Origin of the sequence: Polaromonas sp. YR568, from assembly GCF_900116715.1 — a bacterium.
Classification (GTDB): domain Bacteria; phylum Pseudomonadota; class Gammaproteobacteria; order Burkholderiales; family Burkholderiaceae_C; genus Polaromonas.
This window is the reverse complement of sequence record NZ_FPBM01000017.1, coordinates 13,613-29,490: the sequence shown is the minus strand read 5'-3', so window position 1 is coordinate 29,490 and position 15,878 is coordinate 13,613. Positions and strand designations below refer to the sequence as shown.

Below are 15,878 nucleotides of genomic sequence, written 5' to 3'. Positions count from 1 at the left end.
CCGGATCCAAGTTATGAGCCTAAAAAGCATTTCACTTCGCGATTTTGTGATCGTCCATGAACTCGAACTGGACTTGTCCAGCGGATTCACGGTGCTCACGGGGGAAACCGGGGCAGGCAAGTCCATCCTGATTGACGCCCTTCAGCTCGCCCTGGGGGCCCGTGCCGACGCCGGCGTGGTGCGCGAGGGTGCTGCGCGTTGTGAAATCAGCGCGGAATTCGACAGCCCGGCAGGCCTGGCCCCCTGGCTGGAACAAGCCGGTTTCGACAGCGGCGATACCTTGTTGCTGCGCAGAACCATTGATGCGCAAGGCAAAAGCCGCGCCTGGATCAACGGCAGCGCAGCGACCGCAGGCCAGCTCAAGGAGATCGCCGATCAGCTGGTGGATATTCATGGCCAGCACGCCTGGCAGAGCCTGACGCGGCCCGATGCGGTGCGCGGCCTGCTTGATTCCTATGCAGACGTCTCCACCGCGGAGCTGTCCCGCCTCTGGCAGCAGTGGCGCCTGGCCCAAAAAACCCTCAGCGACGCGCGCGATGCGCAAGACAACCTGCAACGCGAACGCGAGCGCCTCTCCTGGCAGATCGGCGAGCTGAACAAGCTGGCGCCCGGTGCTGACGAGTGGGACGAACTCAATGCCCAGCACGGACGCCTGTCCAATGCGCAAGCCTTGCGCGATGCCGTGCAAACCGCCGTCGACGCATTGCAGGACGCCGACGAAAACGGCACCGCATTGCTGGGACGAGCCATCACTTCACTGCAAAGCCAGGAGCACATCGAGCCCGAATTCAAGGGAATCGTCGAAGTGCTGAACAGCGCCATGGCCCAGATGGAAGACGCAGTCCATTCGCTGAACGGCTACGCCAGGCACGCCGAACTGGAACCCCAGCGCCTGGCGGAACTGGACGAGCGTCTTTCCCTGTGGGTCAGCCTGGCTCGCCGCTACAAACGCACACCGGCAGAACTGCCCGAGTTGCTTGCATCCTGGCTGGCAGAGCTGCAAAAACTCGACGAGGCGGCTGACCTGGCGCAACTGGAAAGAAACGAGAACCAGGCAAAGTCAGCCTACCTTGAAGAAGCCGGCCAGATATCCAGGTCGCGCGGCAAGGCCGCACCCAAGCTTGCCAAGGCCATTACCCAGGCCATGCAAGGCCTGGGCATGCAGGGCGGAAAATTCGACGTTGCCCTGAGCAAACTTGAACAACCGGCCCAGCATGGGCTTGAGCAAGCCGAATTCCTGGTGGCAGGCCACAGCGGCAGCACACCACGGCCTGTAGGCAAAGTCGCCTCCGGCGGCGAGCTGTCGCGCATTGCATTGGCCATTGCAGTCACCACCAGCCAGCTGGGGCAGGCGCAGACACTCATATTCGACGAGGTCGATTCGGGTGTTGGAGGCGCGGTTGCAGAGACCGTCGGCCGCCTGATGAAACAGCTGGGCAAAGACCGCCAGGTCATGGCGGTGACTCACTTACCCCAGGTGGCGGCGTGCGCCGACCAGCACCTTGTGGTCGCCAAACGGGCCGAAAACGGCGCCACACTCAGCACAGTAGACCATGTCAATGGAGAGCAGCGCGTGGCTGAAGTAGCCCGTATGCTAGGCGGCGAGCGGCTCTCGGGCACCACACTGGCGCACGCCAAGGAAATGCTGGGCGAGTGATGGCAAGCCTGGAGATGGTCCTCATCACCGGCATGTCCGGTTCCGGTAAATCCGTGGCCCTGCATGCGCTGGAGGATGCCGGCTATTACTGCGTCGACAACCTCCCCCCCGAACTGCTGACTCCCTTCGTCGCACTGGAGCAGCAACATGGCGCCTCCAAGGTAGCGATTGCGATGGATGTGCGAAGCGCGACCTCGCTGCCCCTCGTTCCCCAGCAGCTGCGGCAGTTGCGCGATTCAGGCGTGGTGGTGCAGTCGCTTTTCCTGGATGCCAACACGGAAACCCTGGTGCGCCGTTTTTCGGAAACGCGCCGGCTGCACCCCTTGTCGCGCATCGATGCCTCCGACCAGCACCGCGCGCTGGTCGACGCCATCGAGCTGGAGCGCGAGCTGCTCGGCGAAATGCGCGAGCAGGCCCATGTGCTCGATACCAGCATGATCCGGTCCTCGCAGCTGCAGGGCTACGTGAAATCGCTGATTTCCGCGCCCATCACGCAGCTAACACTGGTGTTCGAGTCCTTCGCGTTCAAGCGGGGCGTACCCCTGGACGCCGACTACGTCTTCGATGTGCGCATGCTGCCCAACCCGCACTACGAGTCCGGCCTGCGCCAATTGACGGGGCTGGATGAGCCCGTAGCCAACTACCTCAAAGCGCACTCCGAGGTCGGCGACATGTTCAGGCACATCGAGCAGTTTCTCAACCACTGGCTGAATGCGCTGGTGCGCGATCACCGCAGCTACGTGACGGTCGCCATCGGATGCACCGGCGGCCAGCACCGCTCGGTTTACCTGGTTGAACAACTTGCGGCTGCTTTCAGCCCCCACTGGCGCACGCTGAAGCGGCACCGCGAACTGGACGCCGGCTAACCGCCCGGAGCCTAGGCGGCAAGCAGCTTGCGTATGGGCGCCGGCAGGCCCAAAGCGGGCCAGGCGTCGGGGCCGAACCAGGCACCGGGCCGTTCTTCCGACACCATGGTCTTTGGCAGGGCCTGGCTGGCACCAAAACCCGCGACCCACGGCGAAAGGTACAAGTCTTTGTGCGTGAGCACGTGCACAAACTGCGGCAAAGGGTCAAGCCGCGATTGCAAGGAAGCGGGCAGTACCGCCTTCAACTCATCGTCGCTGTCAAAAACGGGCAGGCAATACAGGCCACCCCAGACGCCGCGGCCGGGGCGTCTTTCAAGCCACACCGAACCGTCGGGCCGCTGCGCCCAGAGCAGGCTCAGGCCCTGCGCACTGCGCTTGAGCTTGCGTGTCTTCACGGGGTATTTCCCGGGGTCGCCCTCGGCAAAACCGCTGCACAGCTTCTGCACGGGGCAGAGCAGGCACTGCGGCTGGCGGCCCGCGCAAATCGTCGCGCCCAGGTCCATCAGCCCCTGGGTGTAGCGCGGCATGGCGTTGGCCAAATCCCGCCTGGGCAGCAGCTCCGTCGCCTCGTTCCACAGCGCTTTTTCATTGGCGCTTTGCGCAAGGTCGGCGGAAAACGCCAACACCCGCGTGAGCACCCGCTTGACGTTGCCGTCGAGGATAGCGACGCGCTCCGCGAAGCAGAAAGAGGCAATGGCGGCGGCGGTTGAGCGGCCTATGCCGGGCAAAGTCTGCAACTGCTCGGCGGTGCCTGGAAAGCGCCCTCCATGCAGGGCCATGACATCTTTTGCGCAGCGATGCATGTTGCGCGCGCGGCTGTAGTAGCCCAGCCCGCTCCACAAACCGAGTACCTCATCTTCGCTCGCGGCGGCGAGTTCAGCGACCGTGGGAAAGCGCGCAAGAAAGCGGGCGTAGTAATCGAGAACCGTCGCGACCTGGGTCTGCTGCAGCATGATTTCGGACAGCCACACACGATAGGGGTCGCGCGTGTTCTGCCAGGGCAGGGTATTGCGCCCGTGTGTGCTTTGCCAGCGGACGATCTCCGAGGAGAAACCGGACAGGGTTTGTGGGGCGGCTTGCTTCATCGCCGGCTCTGCGCCTTGGAAGGACGAAGACGCGGGAAAACTGGGAGTCCTGCCGGCAACGCTCAGGCGGCCTCGGGCAGGGCCGCGGCTTCAGCGGCAGCCTTGCTGGCGCTCTGCGCGTTGTCCTGCGCTGAAGGGCCACCCATCAGGTGCGCGGTCAACTCGGTGAGCTTGGTATCCAGCTCATTGAGCACGCTCTCCTGCTGGTCGATCTCGGCGATACGCTCGTCCAGCCCCGATGCGGCTTGCTGAATGCGCTCAATGGCCTCCAGCCTGCGCCCGAAATTGCGGCGCCGCTCGCGCAGCTGCGCATCCAGTTGCGATGCCGCCGACTTGTTCCAGAGCTCTACTTCGCCAAGGGCGGTTTCGTAGACCACACGCAGGCGCGTCGCCAGCGCGCGCACCAGACGCTCGGAGAATTCGGGTTGTGAAAGCTTGAGCACATTGCCGACACCCAGGTACTGGAGGTGGCTGCGCTCTATCAATTCCAGGTCGTGTTCGTAGCGAACCAGCTCAGGCTCTTTGGGCGCCTGCAGCGAAAAACTGAACTCCGCATTGAGCTGGCGGAAAGAAGCCGTCAGCATGGACTGGATTTCGCCGCTGAGGATCTGGGTTTTTTGCAAGCCCTCGCGCAGGCGCGAGAAAGTCTGGCCATAGGCCTTTTTGACGCCCAGCTTGATGCCCGGCTGTTTCAGCGCATTCGTCAACTCCGCCAGTTCGGCTTTCAGGGTCGGCGTGCTGAGCAGGTTGAATACTTCGCGCAGGAGCTTGAGATGAACCGAGCGCACCGCCTGAATCTTCGCGCCGCTGGTGTCGAATTCGGACTGTTCTTGCTCGATGCGGCTGCGCATGTGCTTGATCACGGAGATATTCTTGCCCCGCAAACCGCGCAGCTCGATCATCTGCTCGGCCAGGTCGCGCCGGCGGATATGCATGGCACGTCCGGCTTCCGTCCTGAGCTCGCCAATACCGCCGGCCACCGCCGTACGCAAAATTTTCTGGCGCTGGCCCATGACGCCTTGCCCGAGCGCAAGCTCAAGCGCCGGCAAGTGACTGGCTTCCAGCAGCTTCTTGTCGCGAGTGACCTTGGCCACCAGGCCCTTCTGGGCAGAAACGGGAATGACCTGGCTTTCAGGCAGGCCGAGAATCTCGGCAGAGGTGGCGCGCTGCTTGTCGATTTGTGCCTGTATCTGCTCCGGCGTGCTCAGGGAGTCCCACAGGGTGTCTATCTTGTTCAAAACCACCAGGCGCGCATCCGTGCCGTCGCCATCGGTGATCAGGTGCTCGCGCCAGATCGACAGGTCGGACTTGGTGACGCCGGTATCGGCGGCCAGAATGAACACCACCGCATGCGCCTGCGGGATCAGGCTGACGGTCAGCTCAGGCTCCGCGCCGATCGCGTTCAGGCCGGGCGTGTCGAGGATGACCAGGCCCTGCTTGAGCAAGGGGTGCGCGATGTTGATGAGTGCATGGCGCCACTTGGGCACCTCGACCAGACCGTCGGCGCCGGTCAGCGGGTTGTCTTCTGGGCTGTTGTCATGCCAGAAACCAAGCGCACGGGCTTCGTCTTTGGTGACGTGCCGGACTTCAGCTACCTTTTCAAGCGCCTGCGCCAGTTGCGCCGGGTCGTTGACGTCCAGGTCCAGGCGCGTCCATTTCTCGGGCACTGCGCGCCATTCCATCAGTGCCTGCTTTTGCAGGCGCGTTTCGATGGGAAGCAGGCGCAGGCAAGGCGGCACGTCCGCGTCGTAACCCAGCTCTGTCGGGCACATGGTCGTGCGGCCGGCGCTGGCCGGCATGATGCGGCGGCCGTAGCCGGCAAAAAAGATCGCATTGATCAGCTCGGACTTGCCGCGCGAAAATTCGGCAACAAAAGCCACCATGACTTTGTCGGAACGCACCTGGGACTCAAGCCGCTGCAGACGCTCCTCGACTGCCGCATCAAGCAAGTCGTGATCTTTCATCCACTCGGCAAGCAGCTTCAGGCGCAGTGCAAATTCGCGCCGCCATGCGCCGTGCTGGTCAAATTGTTCGTTAAAAGACATCGGTGGTCCGTCGTGTTGGTCGGTCAATATAGCATCGCGCACCCGAAAGAGCCATTGGAGCGTGTACGTAGCATCAGCTCAGGGCTTCTGGCAACTCACACAATAAAACGTCGAACGCTGGCCCTGGCGGATGCTTTTGACGGGGGTTGCGCACACCCGGCACGGCTGGCCCGCGCGGTCATACACCATGGCCTCCAGCTGGAAATAGCCCGATTCGCCCTGCGCATTCGAAAAGTCCCGCAGGGTGCTCCCGCCTTTTGTAACAGCCTGTGCCAGCACCTGCCGGATGGCGCCATGGAGCAAGGCCGCCCGCGGTTTGCTGATCTTGCTGGCCCGGGTCGTGGGGCGTATGCCCGCCAGGAAAAGCGCCTCGGACGCATAAATATTGCCGACGCCCACCACGGCCGCGCCGCCCAGCAACACCTGCTTGATGGCCGTGTTCCGCAGTTTCAGCGCCTGGTGAAAGCCGGCGGCGTCAAAAGCGTCGCTCAGCGGCTCCACGCCCAGCCGGCCCAGCAGTTTTTGGGCGCCAGGGGTGTTTTCATCGCGGGCATAGACCACCGCGCCGAAGCGCCGAGGATCGTTCAGCCGCAGGGTTCCCAGGCTGGTAATCATTTCAAAGTGATCGTGCTTGCCCAGCGCCGGAAAGCCAGCGCCAAAACTCACGCTGCCGGACATGCCGAGGTGAATCATCAGCAGCCCCTCGCTCAGGTCCACCAGCAGGTACTTGCCGCGCCGGCGCACCGCCAGCACCTGCTGGCCGACCAGCAGCGCGGGCTGGCAGCCCAGGGGCCAGCGCAGGGGCTTGCCCATCTGGACGCTCTCAATGCGGGCGCCCGCGATGCGGTCCGCAAAACTCAGGCGGGTGACTTCAACTTCTGGCAGTTCAGGCATAGGTTCGCAAATTGGGGCCCGGTCAGTCCACACAAGCCCCTGAGACTCTGAATGCCGCCTGAATCGGGGGTGACGGCGGCCACAGGCGGTAAAAGACCGGTAAAGGGCATACAGCCCGCAGCGTAAAGCGGGAGCATCGCCGGGAAGCATCAATTATCATGGTTCGATGAAGAAAAAACTTGGCTTTGGCCTCAGCGCCCTGTGGCTCGCGGCACCCCTGGCTCTGGCGCAACCAGCCGAGCCCCTGTTGGCGGCGCCTTCGACGCTCGCCGAGGCCAAAGCGGCCCAGGAAGCAGCGCCCTCCTCGATGCTGGACGGCGCCCTTTTCTACCAGTTGCTGGTCGGCGAAATGACCTTGCAGGACGGCGAGCCCGCTGCGGGCTTCGAGCTCATGCTGGATGCCGCCCGCAAAACAGGCGACGCCCAGCTTTACCAGCGCGCCACGGACATCGCCCTGCAGTCCCGTTCGGGCGAAGCCGCCCTGCAGGCGGCCCGGGCCTGGAAGCAGGACCAGCCCAATTCGCGCGAAGCCAACCGTTATGTCCTGCAAATCCTGGTGGCGCTCAACCGGATCGCCGACACGGCCGAGCCCTTGCAGACCGAAATCCGGCTCGCACCCGACATCGAACGGGCCGCGGTCCTTGCCGCAGTGCCGCGCGCCTATGCCCGGGTCACAGACAAAAAACTGGCCAGCACGGTTGTTGAAACTGCACTGACGGACTACCTGGGCAACCCCGCAACCGCCGGCGCCGCCTGGACGACCGTGGCGCGCATGCGTCTGGCAGCAGGCGACGGCAACGGCGCACTGGCCGCCGCCCAGCGCGGCCAGACAGCCGCACCCCGTACGGAAGGCCCCGCGCTGGTGGCGCTGGAGCTGATGGACCCGAAACTGCCCGAAGCCGAGGCCGTGGTCCGCAATTACTTTGAAGGCAACCCCAAAGCCATGCCCGAGATCCGCATGGGCTATGCCCGGGCCCTGCTCGACAGCCAGCGCTACGCCGAGGCAAGCGCCCAGTTGCTGGTAGTCACGCGCGACAAGCCTGATCTGCCCGAGGGCTGGCTGGTGCTGGGCTCCCTGCAGTTGCAAGACAACCAGCTGGCGCCGGCGCAGGCTTCGCTTGAACGGTATGTCGCGCTGGCCCAGAAGCAATCCCCTGATGGCGAGCGCAACCGGGGCCTGGCCCAGGCCTATCTCTCGCTCTCTCAGGTGGCCGAAAAGCGCAAGGATTTCGCGGCGGCCGAAAGCTGGCTGGCCAAAATCGAAAACTCCTCCGACCTGGCGATGGCGCAAACCCGCCGCGCTTCCATCCTGGCCAGCCAGGGCAAGCTGGAAGAAGGCCGCCGCCTGCTGCAGGCGCTGCCCGAGCGCAGCCCGGCGGATACCAGGCTGAAACTGAACGCGGAAGTAGGCCTGCTGCGCGAGTTCAAGCAATACAAGCTGGCCCACGACGTGCTGGCACAAGCATTGGTTAAAGCCCCGGACGATACCGAGTTGCTGTACGACCAGGCCATGATGGCTGAAAAGATTGGCGACCTGGACGGCATGGAACGCCTGCTCCGAAAGGTTATCCAGGTCAAGCCCGACCACCACCACGCCTACAACGCCCTGGGGTATTCGTTTGCAGACCGCAATGTGCGCCTGCCGGAAGCGCGCGAGCTGATCAAGAAGGCGCTCGAGTTCGCCCCCGCCGACCCTTTCATCCGTGACAGCCTGGGCTGGGTGGAGTTCCGCATGGGCAACAACGCCGAAGCGGTGCAGATTTTTGAGGCCGCCTACAAGGCCAAGCCCGATGCCGAGATCGCGGCGCATTTCGGTGAAGTGCTCTGGGCCATGGGCCAGCGCGACCGCGCCCTCGTCATCTGGAAAGAAGGCCGGCTGCTCAACCCTGAAAACGAAACGCTGCTCGAGACGCTCAAGCGCCTGCGCGTAAAGCTGTAAACCGGAAGTCATACCTTGCCGATCTTTTTTCGCGTGCGCCTGGCGCAATGGGCCTCTTCATGCGCCGGCATGCTTGCTATTTTTTTGATAGCTGGTTGCGCACAAGTGCCGAGGGCAACAGGCCAAAATGACTTGCAAAATGAGCTCTGGACCGGCCGCATCAGCCTGCAGGTCCAAAGCGAGCCCCCCCAGTCTTTTTCCGCCAGTTTTGAGCTCAAGGGCAAGCCCGAGCAGGGCGAACTCTCGCTGATCAGCCCGCTGGGCAGCGTGCTGGGCGTGCTGCGCTGGTCGCCCGGCGAAGCCGTGCTGGACTCAGGCAACGGCAAGGTGCACCGCTTTTCTTCGGTGGATGAATTGATGGCCCGGGCCACAGGCGCCTCCGTTCCGGTGGCGGCGCTGTTTGCCTGGCTGCAGGGCGAGCCCGCCAGCGCCAGCGGCTGGTCCGCCGATCTTTCGCGCCACAAGGAAGGCCGCATTTCAGCCAAAAGAACCGAGCCCGCCCCGCAAGCCGACCTGCGTGTTGTGCTCGACCAATAATCCCGCCTCGCATCCGCTTGTCGTCGCCCGCCGCTAGTTCCGCCGTCCTGTCATGACCTTTTCTGCGCCCCTCTCTGCGCCAGTTTCAAGCGCCACCCGGCCGCTCAAAGCTCTTTACGACGTCGCCGCGCCAGCCAAACTCAACCTCTTCCTGCACATCACCGGCCGCCGGCCTGACGGCTACCACCTGCTGCAGTCGGTGTTCATGCTGATCGACTGGTGCGACACCCTGCACTTCGAGCTGCGCAACGATGGCCAAATCAGCCGCGAAGACCTCGGCGACCCCGATCAAACAGCCGGCACGGACCTGCTGCCGGCCGAAGACCTCGCCGTGCGGGCTGCCAGGGCGCTGCAGACCGCATGCGGCACCTCGCTGGGGGTGCATATCGGCCTGCAAAAGCGGATCCCGTCGCAAGCGGGCATGGGCGGCGGCTCATCCGACGCGGCCAGCTGCCTGCTAGCGCTCCAGAGGCTGTGGGGCGTCAACCTGCCGCCACAAGATTTGCAGGCTATCGCCCTGTCGCTGGGCGCGGACGTGCCCTTTTTCCTCTCGGGCGGCCACGCCTGGGTCGAGGGCATAGGTGAAAAAATCACGCCCCTGGCCTTACCGCCGGCCCGCTTCGTGGTGGTCAAACCACCCGTGGGACTCCCGACGCAAGGTATTTTCAGTGCGCCTGGGCTCAAACGCGACACAGAAACTGCTACAATCCAAGGCTTTGCTGCAAATGCTGAAGGCCCGCTGAAATCATTCGATTTCGGATTTGGCCGCAACGACTTGCAGCCGGTAGCGCAGGAGATATGCCCTCAGATTGGCCAGTCGCTTGATTGGCTTAAAACGAAGGGACTCCAAGGGCGCATGACCGGCTCCGGAAGTGCTGTATTTGCGCAACTGCTGCACGAGGCAGATTTGCCGGACTTATCAGGTTTGCCTGATGGCTGGAAAATCCGCAAATGCAGTAATTTGGAGGCGCATCCACTGGCCGGTTGGTAAAATAACCGCTCTTGAAAATGCGTTTCCAAGCGACCTAATTGAAAAGTTTATAGGTCTGTTGTTGGCAACAACAACTGTCCTGTGTAGGGGTGTCGCCAAGCTGGTTAAGGCACCGGATTTTGATTCCGGCATTCGCAGGTTCGAATCCTTCCACCCCTGCCAAATTACTCACCGAGGGCCAAGCCCCGGTGTTGCGGTACCGCCCGGAGCGGTTCCGCATGACTCCTGACAGACCCGCGTGATGTGTATCAGCGGGTCTGTGTGTTTTTGGAAACACGCCAGGCAAGCGGCGCTCACTGCCAAGCCCCCTTGCAACGTGTTGTCCCCCGTGCGTATATTGCTTCGATAAAAATTTCAGCCACGTTCAAGTCCTTGTAGCAGCTGGGCCCCACATGCAAACGCACCACCCCGATTTCATGGTTTTCACCGGCAATGCCAATCCGAGCATGGCCTCCGACATCGCCCAGCATCTGGGCATTTCACTGGGTGCAGCCCATGTCGGCCGTTTTTCGGATGGTGAAGTGACCGTCGAGATCCAGCAGAACGTCCGGGCCCGTGATGTGTTTGTGGTGCAGTCCACCTGCGCACCGACCAACGACAACCTGATGGAACTGCTCATCATGGTGGACGCGCTGAAACGGGCTTCGGCCGAGCGCATCGCCGCGGTGATTCCATATTTCGGCTATGCCCGGCAAGACCGCCGCCCGCGTTCGGCGCGTGTGCCGATCACGGCCAAGGTGGTGGCCAACATGCTGCAGGCCGTGGGCGTGTCGCGTGTTTTGACGATGGATCTGCATGCCGACCAGATCCAGGGCTTTTTTGATATTCCGGTCGACAACATTTATGCGTCGCCGGTGCTGCTGGGCGATTTGCGCCAGAAGAATTACGCCGACCTGATGGTCGTGTCGCCCGATGTGGGCGGCGTGGTGCGTGCCCGGGCGCTGGCCAAGCAGCTGGGCTGCGACATGGCCATCATCGACAAACGCCGCCCCAAGGCGAACGTGTCGGAAGTGATGCACGTGATCGGCGACATCGAAGGCCGCAACTGCGTGATCATGGACGACATGATCGACACGGCCGGCACGCTGGTCAAGGCGGCCGAAGTGCTCAAGGAGCGCGGCGCCAAGAAAGTTTATGCGTATTGCACGCACCCGATTTTTTCGGGCCCGGCCATCGACCGCATCGCCCAGGGCGACGCACTCGATGAGGTGGTGATTACCAACACCATTCCGCTGAGCCCCAATGCAGAAGGCTGCAAGAAGATTCGCCAGCTCTCCGTGGCGCCGCTGATCGCTGAAACCATCCAGCGCATCGCCCGTGGAGAGTCGGTCATGAGTTTGTTTTCAGACCAGGACAACCTGTTTTGAGCTGAAACAAAAAGCGGCTGCCCCGTTTCGTGACTCGTCATGAAACAAAAGCAGCTTTTTAAAGCAGAGCGAGACTGGTCGCGGTCCGTTCTTTATTGGAGTTGATTATGAAATTCGTCGCTTTTGAGCGCGCAAAGCAGGGCACGGGTGCGAGCCGCCGTCTCCGCATCACCGGCCGCACGCCCGGTATTGTTTACGGTGGCACCGGTGAACCCACGCTGATCGAAATCGATCACAACGCGTTGTTCCACGCCATCAAGAAAGAAGCATTCCATGCTTCCATCCTCGAGATGGAACTGGCCGGCAAAGAACACAAGGTTCTGCTGCGCGACCTGCAAATGCACCCCTACAAGCAGCAGATCCTGCACATCGACTTCCAGCGCGTGGAAGCCAAGACCAAGATGACCGTGAAAGTGCCCGTGCACTACAGCGGTGAAGAAGAGTCTCCGGCCGTCAAGACCGAAAACTGCCTGGTCAACCACGTGATCACCGAGTTGACCGTGTCCTGCTTCCCAGCAGACATCCCCGAATTCATCGCCGTCGACCTGAAGGGCCTGAAGAAGGGCTCGCCGCTGCACATCAAGGACATCACCCTGCCAAAGGGCGTGAAGTTCGTGGCCAAGGGCCAGGACAACCCGGTTCTGGTGTCGGTGTCTGCTGTTTCCGAAGAAGCCGAGGCCGATGCCGCAGCAGCCGCTGCCGCAGCCGCACCGGTGGACCCGAAAGCCGCTAAAGCCGCTGCCGCCAAGGAAGCCAAAGCCGGCGCCAAGGCCGACGCTGCCAAGCCTGCCGCCAAGAAGTAATTCACTTTCGGCACAGGCCTGAAAAGGCTCACGGCCCTTGTCCTCTTGCAGGACAAGGGCCGTTTTTCTTGGGTGACTCGTCTTGAACCCGAACCGCACGCTTGCAAAGACCCGAGGACACGCGCCCCTAGAATCGGGCGGATGGAAATCTCCAAATGATCAAATTGTTTGTCGGCCTGGGCAACCCCGGCCCTGAATACGAAGCCACCCGCCACAACGCCGGTTTCTGGTTTATTGACGCCCTCTCAGATGAGCTCAAAGCCCCGCTCAGCCTGGACAGGAGCTACCACGGCCAGGTGGCGCGCACCACCATCAACGGCCAGAACGTCTGGCTGCTCAAGCCACTGACTTTCATGAATGTCTCCGGCAAATCGGTGGCGGCGCTCGCGCGTTTTTTCAAGGTCGCGCCTGACGAGGTGCTGGTGGCGCATGACGAAATGGACATCGTGCCCGGCCAGGTCAAGCTCAAGTTCAGCGGCAGCCATGCCGGCCACAACGGCCTGCGCGACATCCATGCGCAACTGGGCACCGCCGACTACTGGCGCCTGCGCATCGGCGTGGGCCACCCGGGCGTGAAGGCCGAGGTGGTCAACTGGGTGCTGAAAAAGCCCTCACAGGAGCATCGCGTGGCGATTGAGGACTGCATCACCCGCTGCATCAAGGCTGTGCCGGAATTGCTCAAGGGCGAGATGGAAAAGGCCACGATGATGATCCACACCAGCGCGCCGCCGCGGCCCAAACCACCGCGCAAAGCCGCACCAGAGGCCGACGCGGAGGATTAAGGCCTCCAGCCGCTAACCAAGCCTCACCGGGCCGCGATGACCGGGATGACGGTCTGCAGGCGCTGGTACTTTTCCCACAAGGTTTCGCGCGTTTCGATGTGCTGCGGGTTCAGGGGAATGCAGGCCACCGGGCAGACCTGCACGCACTGCGGTTCGTCAAAATGCCCGACGCATTCGGTGCATTTATGCGGATCGATTTCGTAGATTTCCTTGCCCAGGTAAATCGCCTGGTTGGGGCATTCGGGCTCGCAGACGTCGCAGTTGATGCACTCGTCGGTGATCATCAGGGCCATGTCAGCCCCCTTTGCCGGTTTGACCCGCTTTGTGCGCCGCCGCCAGGGCCGACGCCACCGCCGGGCTCACCATCTGGCCGACATCGCCGCCCAGCTTGCTGATTTCGCGCACCAGCGTGCTGCTGATGCATTGCAGCGGCGCGTCGGGTAGCAGAAACACGGTTTCCACTTCCGGACGCAGCTTGCGGTTCATGGCCGCCATTTGCGCTTCGTAGTCAAAGTCGGTGATGTTGCGGATGCCACGCACCACGGCCGAGGCCTTCTGGGCGGCGCAAAAATCCATGATCAGGCCGTCAAACGGCAGCACCTTGACGCCGGCGATGCCCTGCGTGGCGGCTTGCACCTGCGCGACGCGCTCGTCGAGCGTGAACAGGGTTTTCTTGTGATGGGCAACGGCCACCGCGATAACGAGCTGGTCAAAAAGCCCTGCCGCGCGGCGCACCACGTCGTCGTGGCCCAGCGTGAACGGGTCAAACGTGCCGGAATAAACAGCGATGCGGGGGGTAGCCATAGGGGGAATTATGCCCGCCCCGCCCTTTTCCGCGCCGTGGGCGCTGCTGTAACCACGAGGCAGGCAAGGCTGGCGGAGGGCCAGGGCGTTTTAACCCTCCAGCGCGCCCGGCCTGGCCAGCAAATGAAAATGCACCGCCCCAGCCTTGCCGCTGCGGTGCACCTGCAGGCCCAGCGGCGCCAGTTCCTCGTCGTTCCAGGGCTTGGGCGCCTCCAGGTAGACCACGCCGGTCGGGCCTATGGCCTGGGCGGCGGCTTTCAGGGCGGATTCGAACAAGGCCGATTCAAACGGCGGATCCAGCAGCACCAGTTGCAGGCTGCCCGGCGAGACGCGCTTCAGGGCGCTCAACCCGTCGCCACGCTCAATGCGGCACATATCGGCCTTGAGCTTGGCCTGCACCGCCTTGAGCTGCAGTGCCAGGGCCGGGTCCTGCTCGCACAGCAGTACATCCGTGGCGCCGCGCGAGGCGGCCTCAAAACCCAGCGCGCCGGTGCCGGCAAACACATCGATGCAGCGCCAGCCCGTCAGGTCCTGGCCCAGCCAGTTAAAGAGCGTCTCGCGCACGCGGTCGGGGGTGGGGCGCAGGCCGGGCTTGCTGGGCACGGGCAGCTTGGTGCGTTTGTAGAGCCCGCCGATGATGCGGATCTCGCCCGGCGGAACGGTTTTGCGGGCTACCACCTTGCCGCCTTTGGGTTTGGCAGCGACGGTTTTAGCAGGGGCAGATGCAGGTGTGTATTTCATGGCGCAGCGCCCAGGATGACGGTGACCATTTTTTCGGGTTGCAGCTTGCGTGTGAACGCGGCCTTGATGTCGGCCACCGTGACCTTGTCGACCTCTTGCGTCCAGGTGTCCAGGTAGTTCAGCGGCAGGCGGTTCCAGGCGATGCCGGAAATGTTGTCGAGCAGCTTGCGGTTGCTGTCGATGCGCAGCGCGAAGCCGCCTATGAGATTGTCTTTGGCGTCCTTCAGCTCGGCCTCGGTCGGCCCGTTGGCCACAAAGTCTTTCAGCACGTCGCGCACCAGCGCCACAGCCTGGGGCGCCTGGTCGGGCCGCGTCTGCAGGCCTACGGTGAAGGCGCCGGCATGCAGCCCCGGCGAAAAATAGCTGTACACCCCGTAAGTCAGCCCCCGCTTCTCACGCACTTCCTTCGTCAGGCGTGAAACAAAACCGCCGCCGCCCAGGATGTAGTTGCCCACCGTCAGCGCAAAGTAATCCGGGTCGGCGCGCTTGTAGCCGGGCTGGCCGATCAGCACATGCGCTTGCGCCGAATCAAAGGGAATGCGTTTTTCATCCGCCTGGGCCAGCGGCGCGACTTCGGGCACCTCAGCCATAGCCGGCAAGCTGGCGCAGGAAGTTTGCGGCAGCCGTGCCAGCAAGCGCGTGGCAATCGCGTCGGCTTGCGCGCGCGTCACCGCGCCCACCATGCTGATGTGCGCGCGGCAGGCTACCAGGCTGGCGGCGTGAAGCTTGCGCATGTCGTCCACGCTGATGCGGGACAGCGTCTCTTCGGTGATCTGCTGGCCATAGGGGTGCGTGCCGTAAACCGCCGGCGCATAGGCCCGGGCGACGATGCTGCCGGGGCGCGTGTAGGACTCTTTGATGGAAGCTTGCAGCCGCTGGCGTTCACGTTGCCAGACGGCGTCGGGGAAAGCCGGCTCGGCCAGTTCACGCGCGGCCAGTGCCACGGCCTTGTCCAGCAGGTCGGGCTCCGTGAGCGATCGCAGTGAAAAAAACATGCGGTCTGCCGAGGCGCCGGCGCCGAACTGCGCGCCCAGATCGGCCCAGGCTTCGCTCAACGCGTTCTCATCCATCGCCGGTGCGCCGTCTTTGGCCAGCAAGCCCTTTTCCAGCATGCCCGTCATCACGCTGGCCAGCCCCGCCTGGGCCGCCGGGTCGCGCCGGGCGCCGGCGTCAAACTCGATCTGCACATCGACCATTGCAATGGCCGGGCTTTCGACCAGGTAGACCTGCGCGCCGTTCGGCTGCGTCCATTGCTGGATCGGGATGGCGGCCAGTGCTCCCACCTGAAAAGTCAGGCAAAAAGTGGCTGCAAGCCATGTAGATAGAGCGTAAGCAGCTCTTTTTTTAATAGCAATCGTCATGAGAGG

General features: G+C 63.0%; 15 protein-coding genes and 1 tRNA gene. 9 read left to right on the top strand and 7 right to left on the bottom strand.

The window, feature by feature from the left end; translation table 11 throughout:
- Positions 1 to 13: 13 nt before the first annotated feature.
- Together recN and rapZ are read left to right on the top strand one after the other, a co-directional pair.
- Positions 14 to 1,657, top strand: a complete 1,644-nt coding sequence (recN, locus tag BM408_RS22085) for a DNA repair protein RecN (RefSeq protein ID WP_092132801.1) — start codon at positions 14 to 16, stop codon at positions 1,655 to 1,657.
- A complete protein-coding gene (gene rapZ, locus BM408_RS22080) occupies positions 1,657 to 2,523 on the top strand; it encodes an RNase adapter RapZ (protein WP_092132799.1) in 867 nt (288 codons plus the stop codon). Before recN ends, rapZ begins: the two co-directional genes overlap by 1 nt.
- Before the next feature lie 11 nt (positions 2,524 to 2,534).
- Here the strand turns inward: rapZ and mutY are convergent, their stop codons facing one another.
- From mutY to mutM, 3 genes are all read right to left on the bottom strand, one after another.
- A complete protein-coding gene (gene mutY, locus BM408_RS22075) occupies positions 2,535 to 3,608 on the bottom strand; it encodes an A/G-specific adenine glycosylase (protein WP_092132798.1) in 1,074 nt (357 codons plus the stop codon).
- A gap of 62 nt (positions 3,609 to 3,670) precedes the next feature.
- The gene (locus BM408_RS22070; RefSeq protein ID WP_092132796.1) at positions 3,671 to 5,653 is read right to left on the bottom strand and encodes a dynamin family protein; all 1,983 of its coding nucleotides are present in this window, start codon (positions 5,651 to 5,653) and stop codon (positions 3,671 to 3,673) included.
- A 78-nt stretch (positions 5,654 to 5,731) separates the two neighbouring features.
- The gene (mutM, locus tag BM408_RS22065; protein ID WP_092132794.1) at positions 5,732 to 6,547 is read right to left on the bottom strand and encodes a bifunctional DNA-formamidopyrimidine glycosylase/DNA-(apurinic or apyrimidinic site) lyase; all 816 of its coding nucleotides are present in this window, start codon (positions 6,545 to 6,547) and stop codon (positions 5,732 to 5,734) included.
- 166 nt (positions 6,548 to 6,713) lie between these two features.
- Between mutM and BM408_RS22060 the strand changes: the two genes are divergently transcribed.
- The 7 genes from BM408_RS22060 (at position 6,714) to pth (ending at position 12,966) form a co-directional block, all read left to right on the top strand.
- Positions 6,714 to 8,486: a tetratricopeptide repeat protein gene (locus BM408_RS22060; RefSeq protein WP_092132793.1), complete on the top strand. Its 1,773-nt coding sequence runs from the start codon at positions 6,714 to 6,716 to the stop codon at positions 8,484 to 8,486.
- Positions 8,487 to 8,618: 132 nt separating this feature from the next.
- Complete coding sequence (locus tag BM408_RS22055; RefSeq protein WP_254774915.1) at positions 8,619 to 9,023, top strand: outer membrane lipoprotein LolB; 405 nt, start codon at positions 8,619 to 8,621, stop codon at positions 9,021 to 9,023.
- A gap of 52 nt (positions 9,024 to 9,075) precedes the next feature.
- Positions 9,076 to 10,014: a 4-(cytidine 5'-diphospho)-2-C-methyl-D-erythritol kinase gene (ispE, locus tag BM408_RS22050; protein ID WP_092132791.1), complete on the top strand. Its 939-nt coding sequence runs from the start codon at positions 9,076 to 9,078 to the stop codon at positions 10,012 to 10,014.
- An 85-nt stretch (positions 10,015 to 10,099) separates the two neighbouring features.
- Positions 10,100 to 10,176: transfer RNA gene (locus tag BM408_RS22045), tRNA-Gln, on the top strand.
- A 230-nt stretch (positions 10,177 to 10,406) separates the two neighbouring features.
- Positions 10,407 to 11,381 carry a ribose-phosphate pyrophosphokinase gene (locus tag BM408_RS22040; protein ID WP_092132790.1) on the top strand — a complete coding sequence of 325 codons (975 nt, stop codon included), beginning with the start codon at positions 10,407 to 10,409 and terminating at the stop codon, positions 11,379 to 11,381.
- A 107-nt stretch (positions 11,382 to 11,488) separates the two neighbouring features.
- Entirely contained in the window at positions 11,489 to 12,184 is a 696-nt protein-coding gene (locus BM408_RS22035) for a 50S ribosomal protein L25/general stress protein Ctc (protein ID WP_092132828.1), read from the top strand.
- Positions 12,185 to 12,339: 155 nt separating this feature from the next.
- A complete protein-coding gene (pth, locus tag BM408_RS22030; RefSeq protein WP_092132788.1) occupies positions 12,340 to 12,966 on the top strand; it encodes an aminoacyl-tRNA hydrolase in 627 nt (208 codons plus the stop codon).
- A gap of 23 nt (positions 12,967 to 12,989) precedes the next feature.
- Here pth and BM408_RS22025 read toward each other — a convergent pair whose 3' ends face one another.
- The 4 genes from BM408_RS22025 to BM408_RS22010 form a co-directional block, all read right to left on the bottom strand.
- Positions 12,990 to 13,259, bottom strand: a complete 270-nt coding sequence (locus BM408_RS22025) for a YfhL family 4Fe-4S dicluster ferredoxin (protein WP_092132787.1) — start codon at positions 13,257 to 13,259, stop codon at positions 12,990 to 12,992.
- A 1-nt stretch (position 13,260) separates the two neighbouring features.
- On the bottom strand, positions 13,261 to 13,770 hold the full coding sequence (coaD, locus tag BM408_RS22020) for a pantetheine-phosphate adenylyltransferase (RefSeq protein WP_092132785.1): 510 nt from the start codon (positions 13,768 to 13,770) through the stop codon (positions 13,261 to 13,263).
- A 90-nt stretch (positions 13,771 to 13,860) separates the two neighbouring features.
- Positions 13,861 to 14,511: a 16S rRNA (guanine(966)-N(2))-methyltransferase RsmD gene (rsmD, locus tag BM408_RS22015; RefSeq protein ID WP_092132784.1), complete on the bottom strand. Its 651-nt coding sequence runs from the start codon at positions 14,509 to 14,511 to the stop codon at positions 13,861 to 13,863.
- Positions 14,508 to 15,872: a M16 family metallopeptidase gene (locus tag BM408_RS22010; protein ID WP_092132782.1), complete on the bottom strand. Its 1,365-nt coding sequence runs from the start codon at positions 15,870 to 15,872 to the stop codon at positions 14,508 to 14,510. The genes rsmD and BM408_RS22010 overlap by 4 nt, the downstream gene beginning before the upstream one ends.
- Positions 15,873 to 15,878 lie beyond the last annotated feature (6 nt).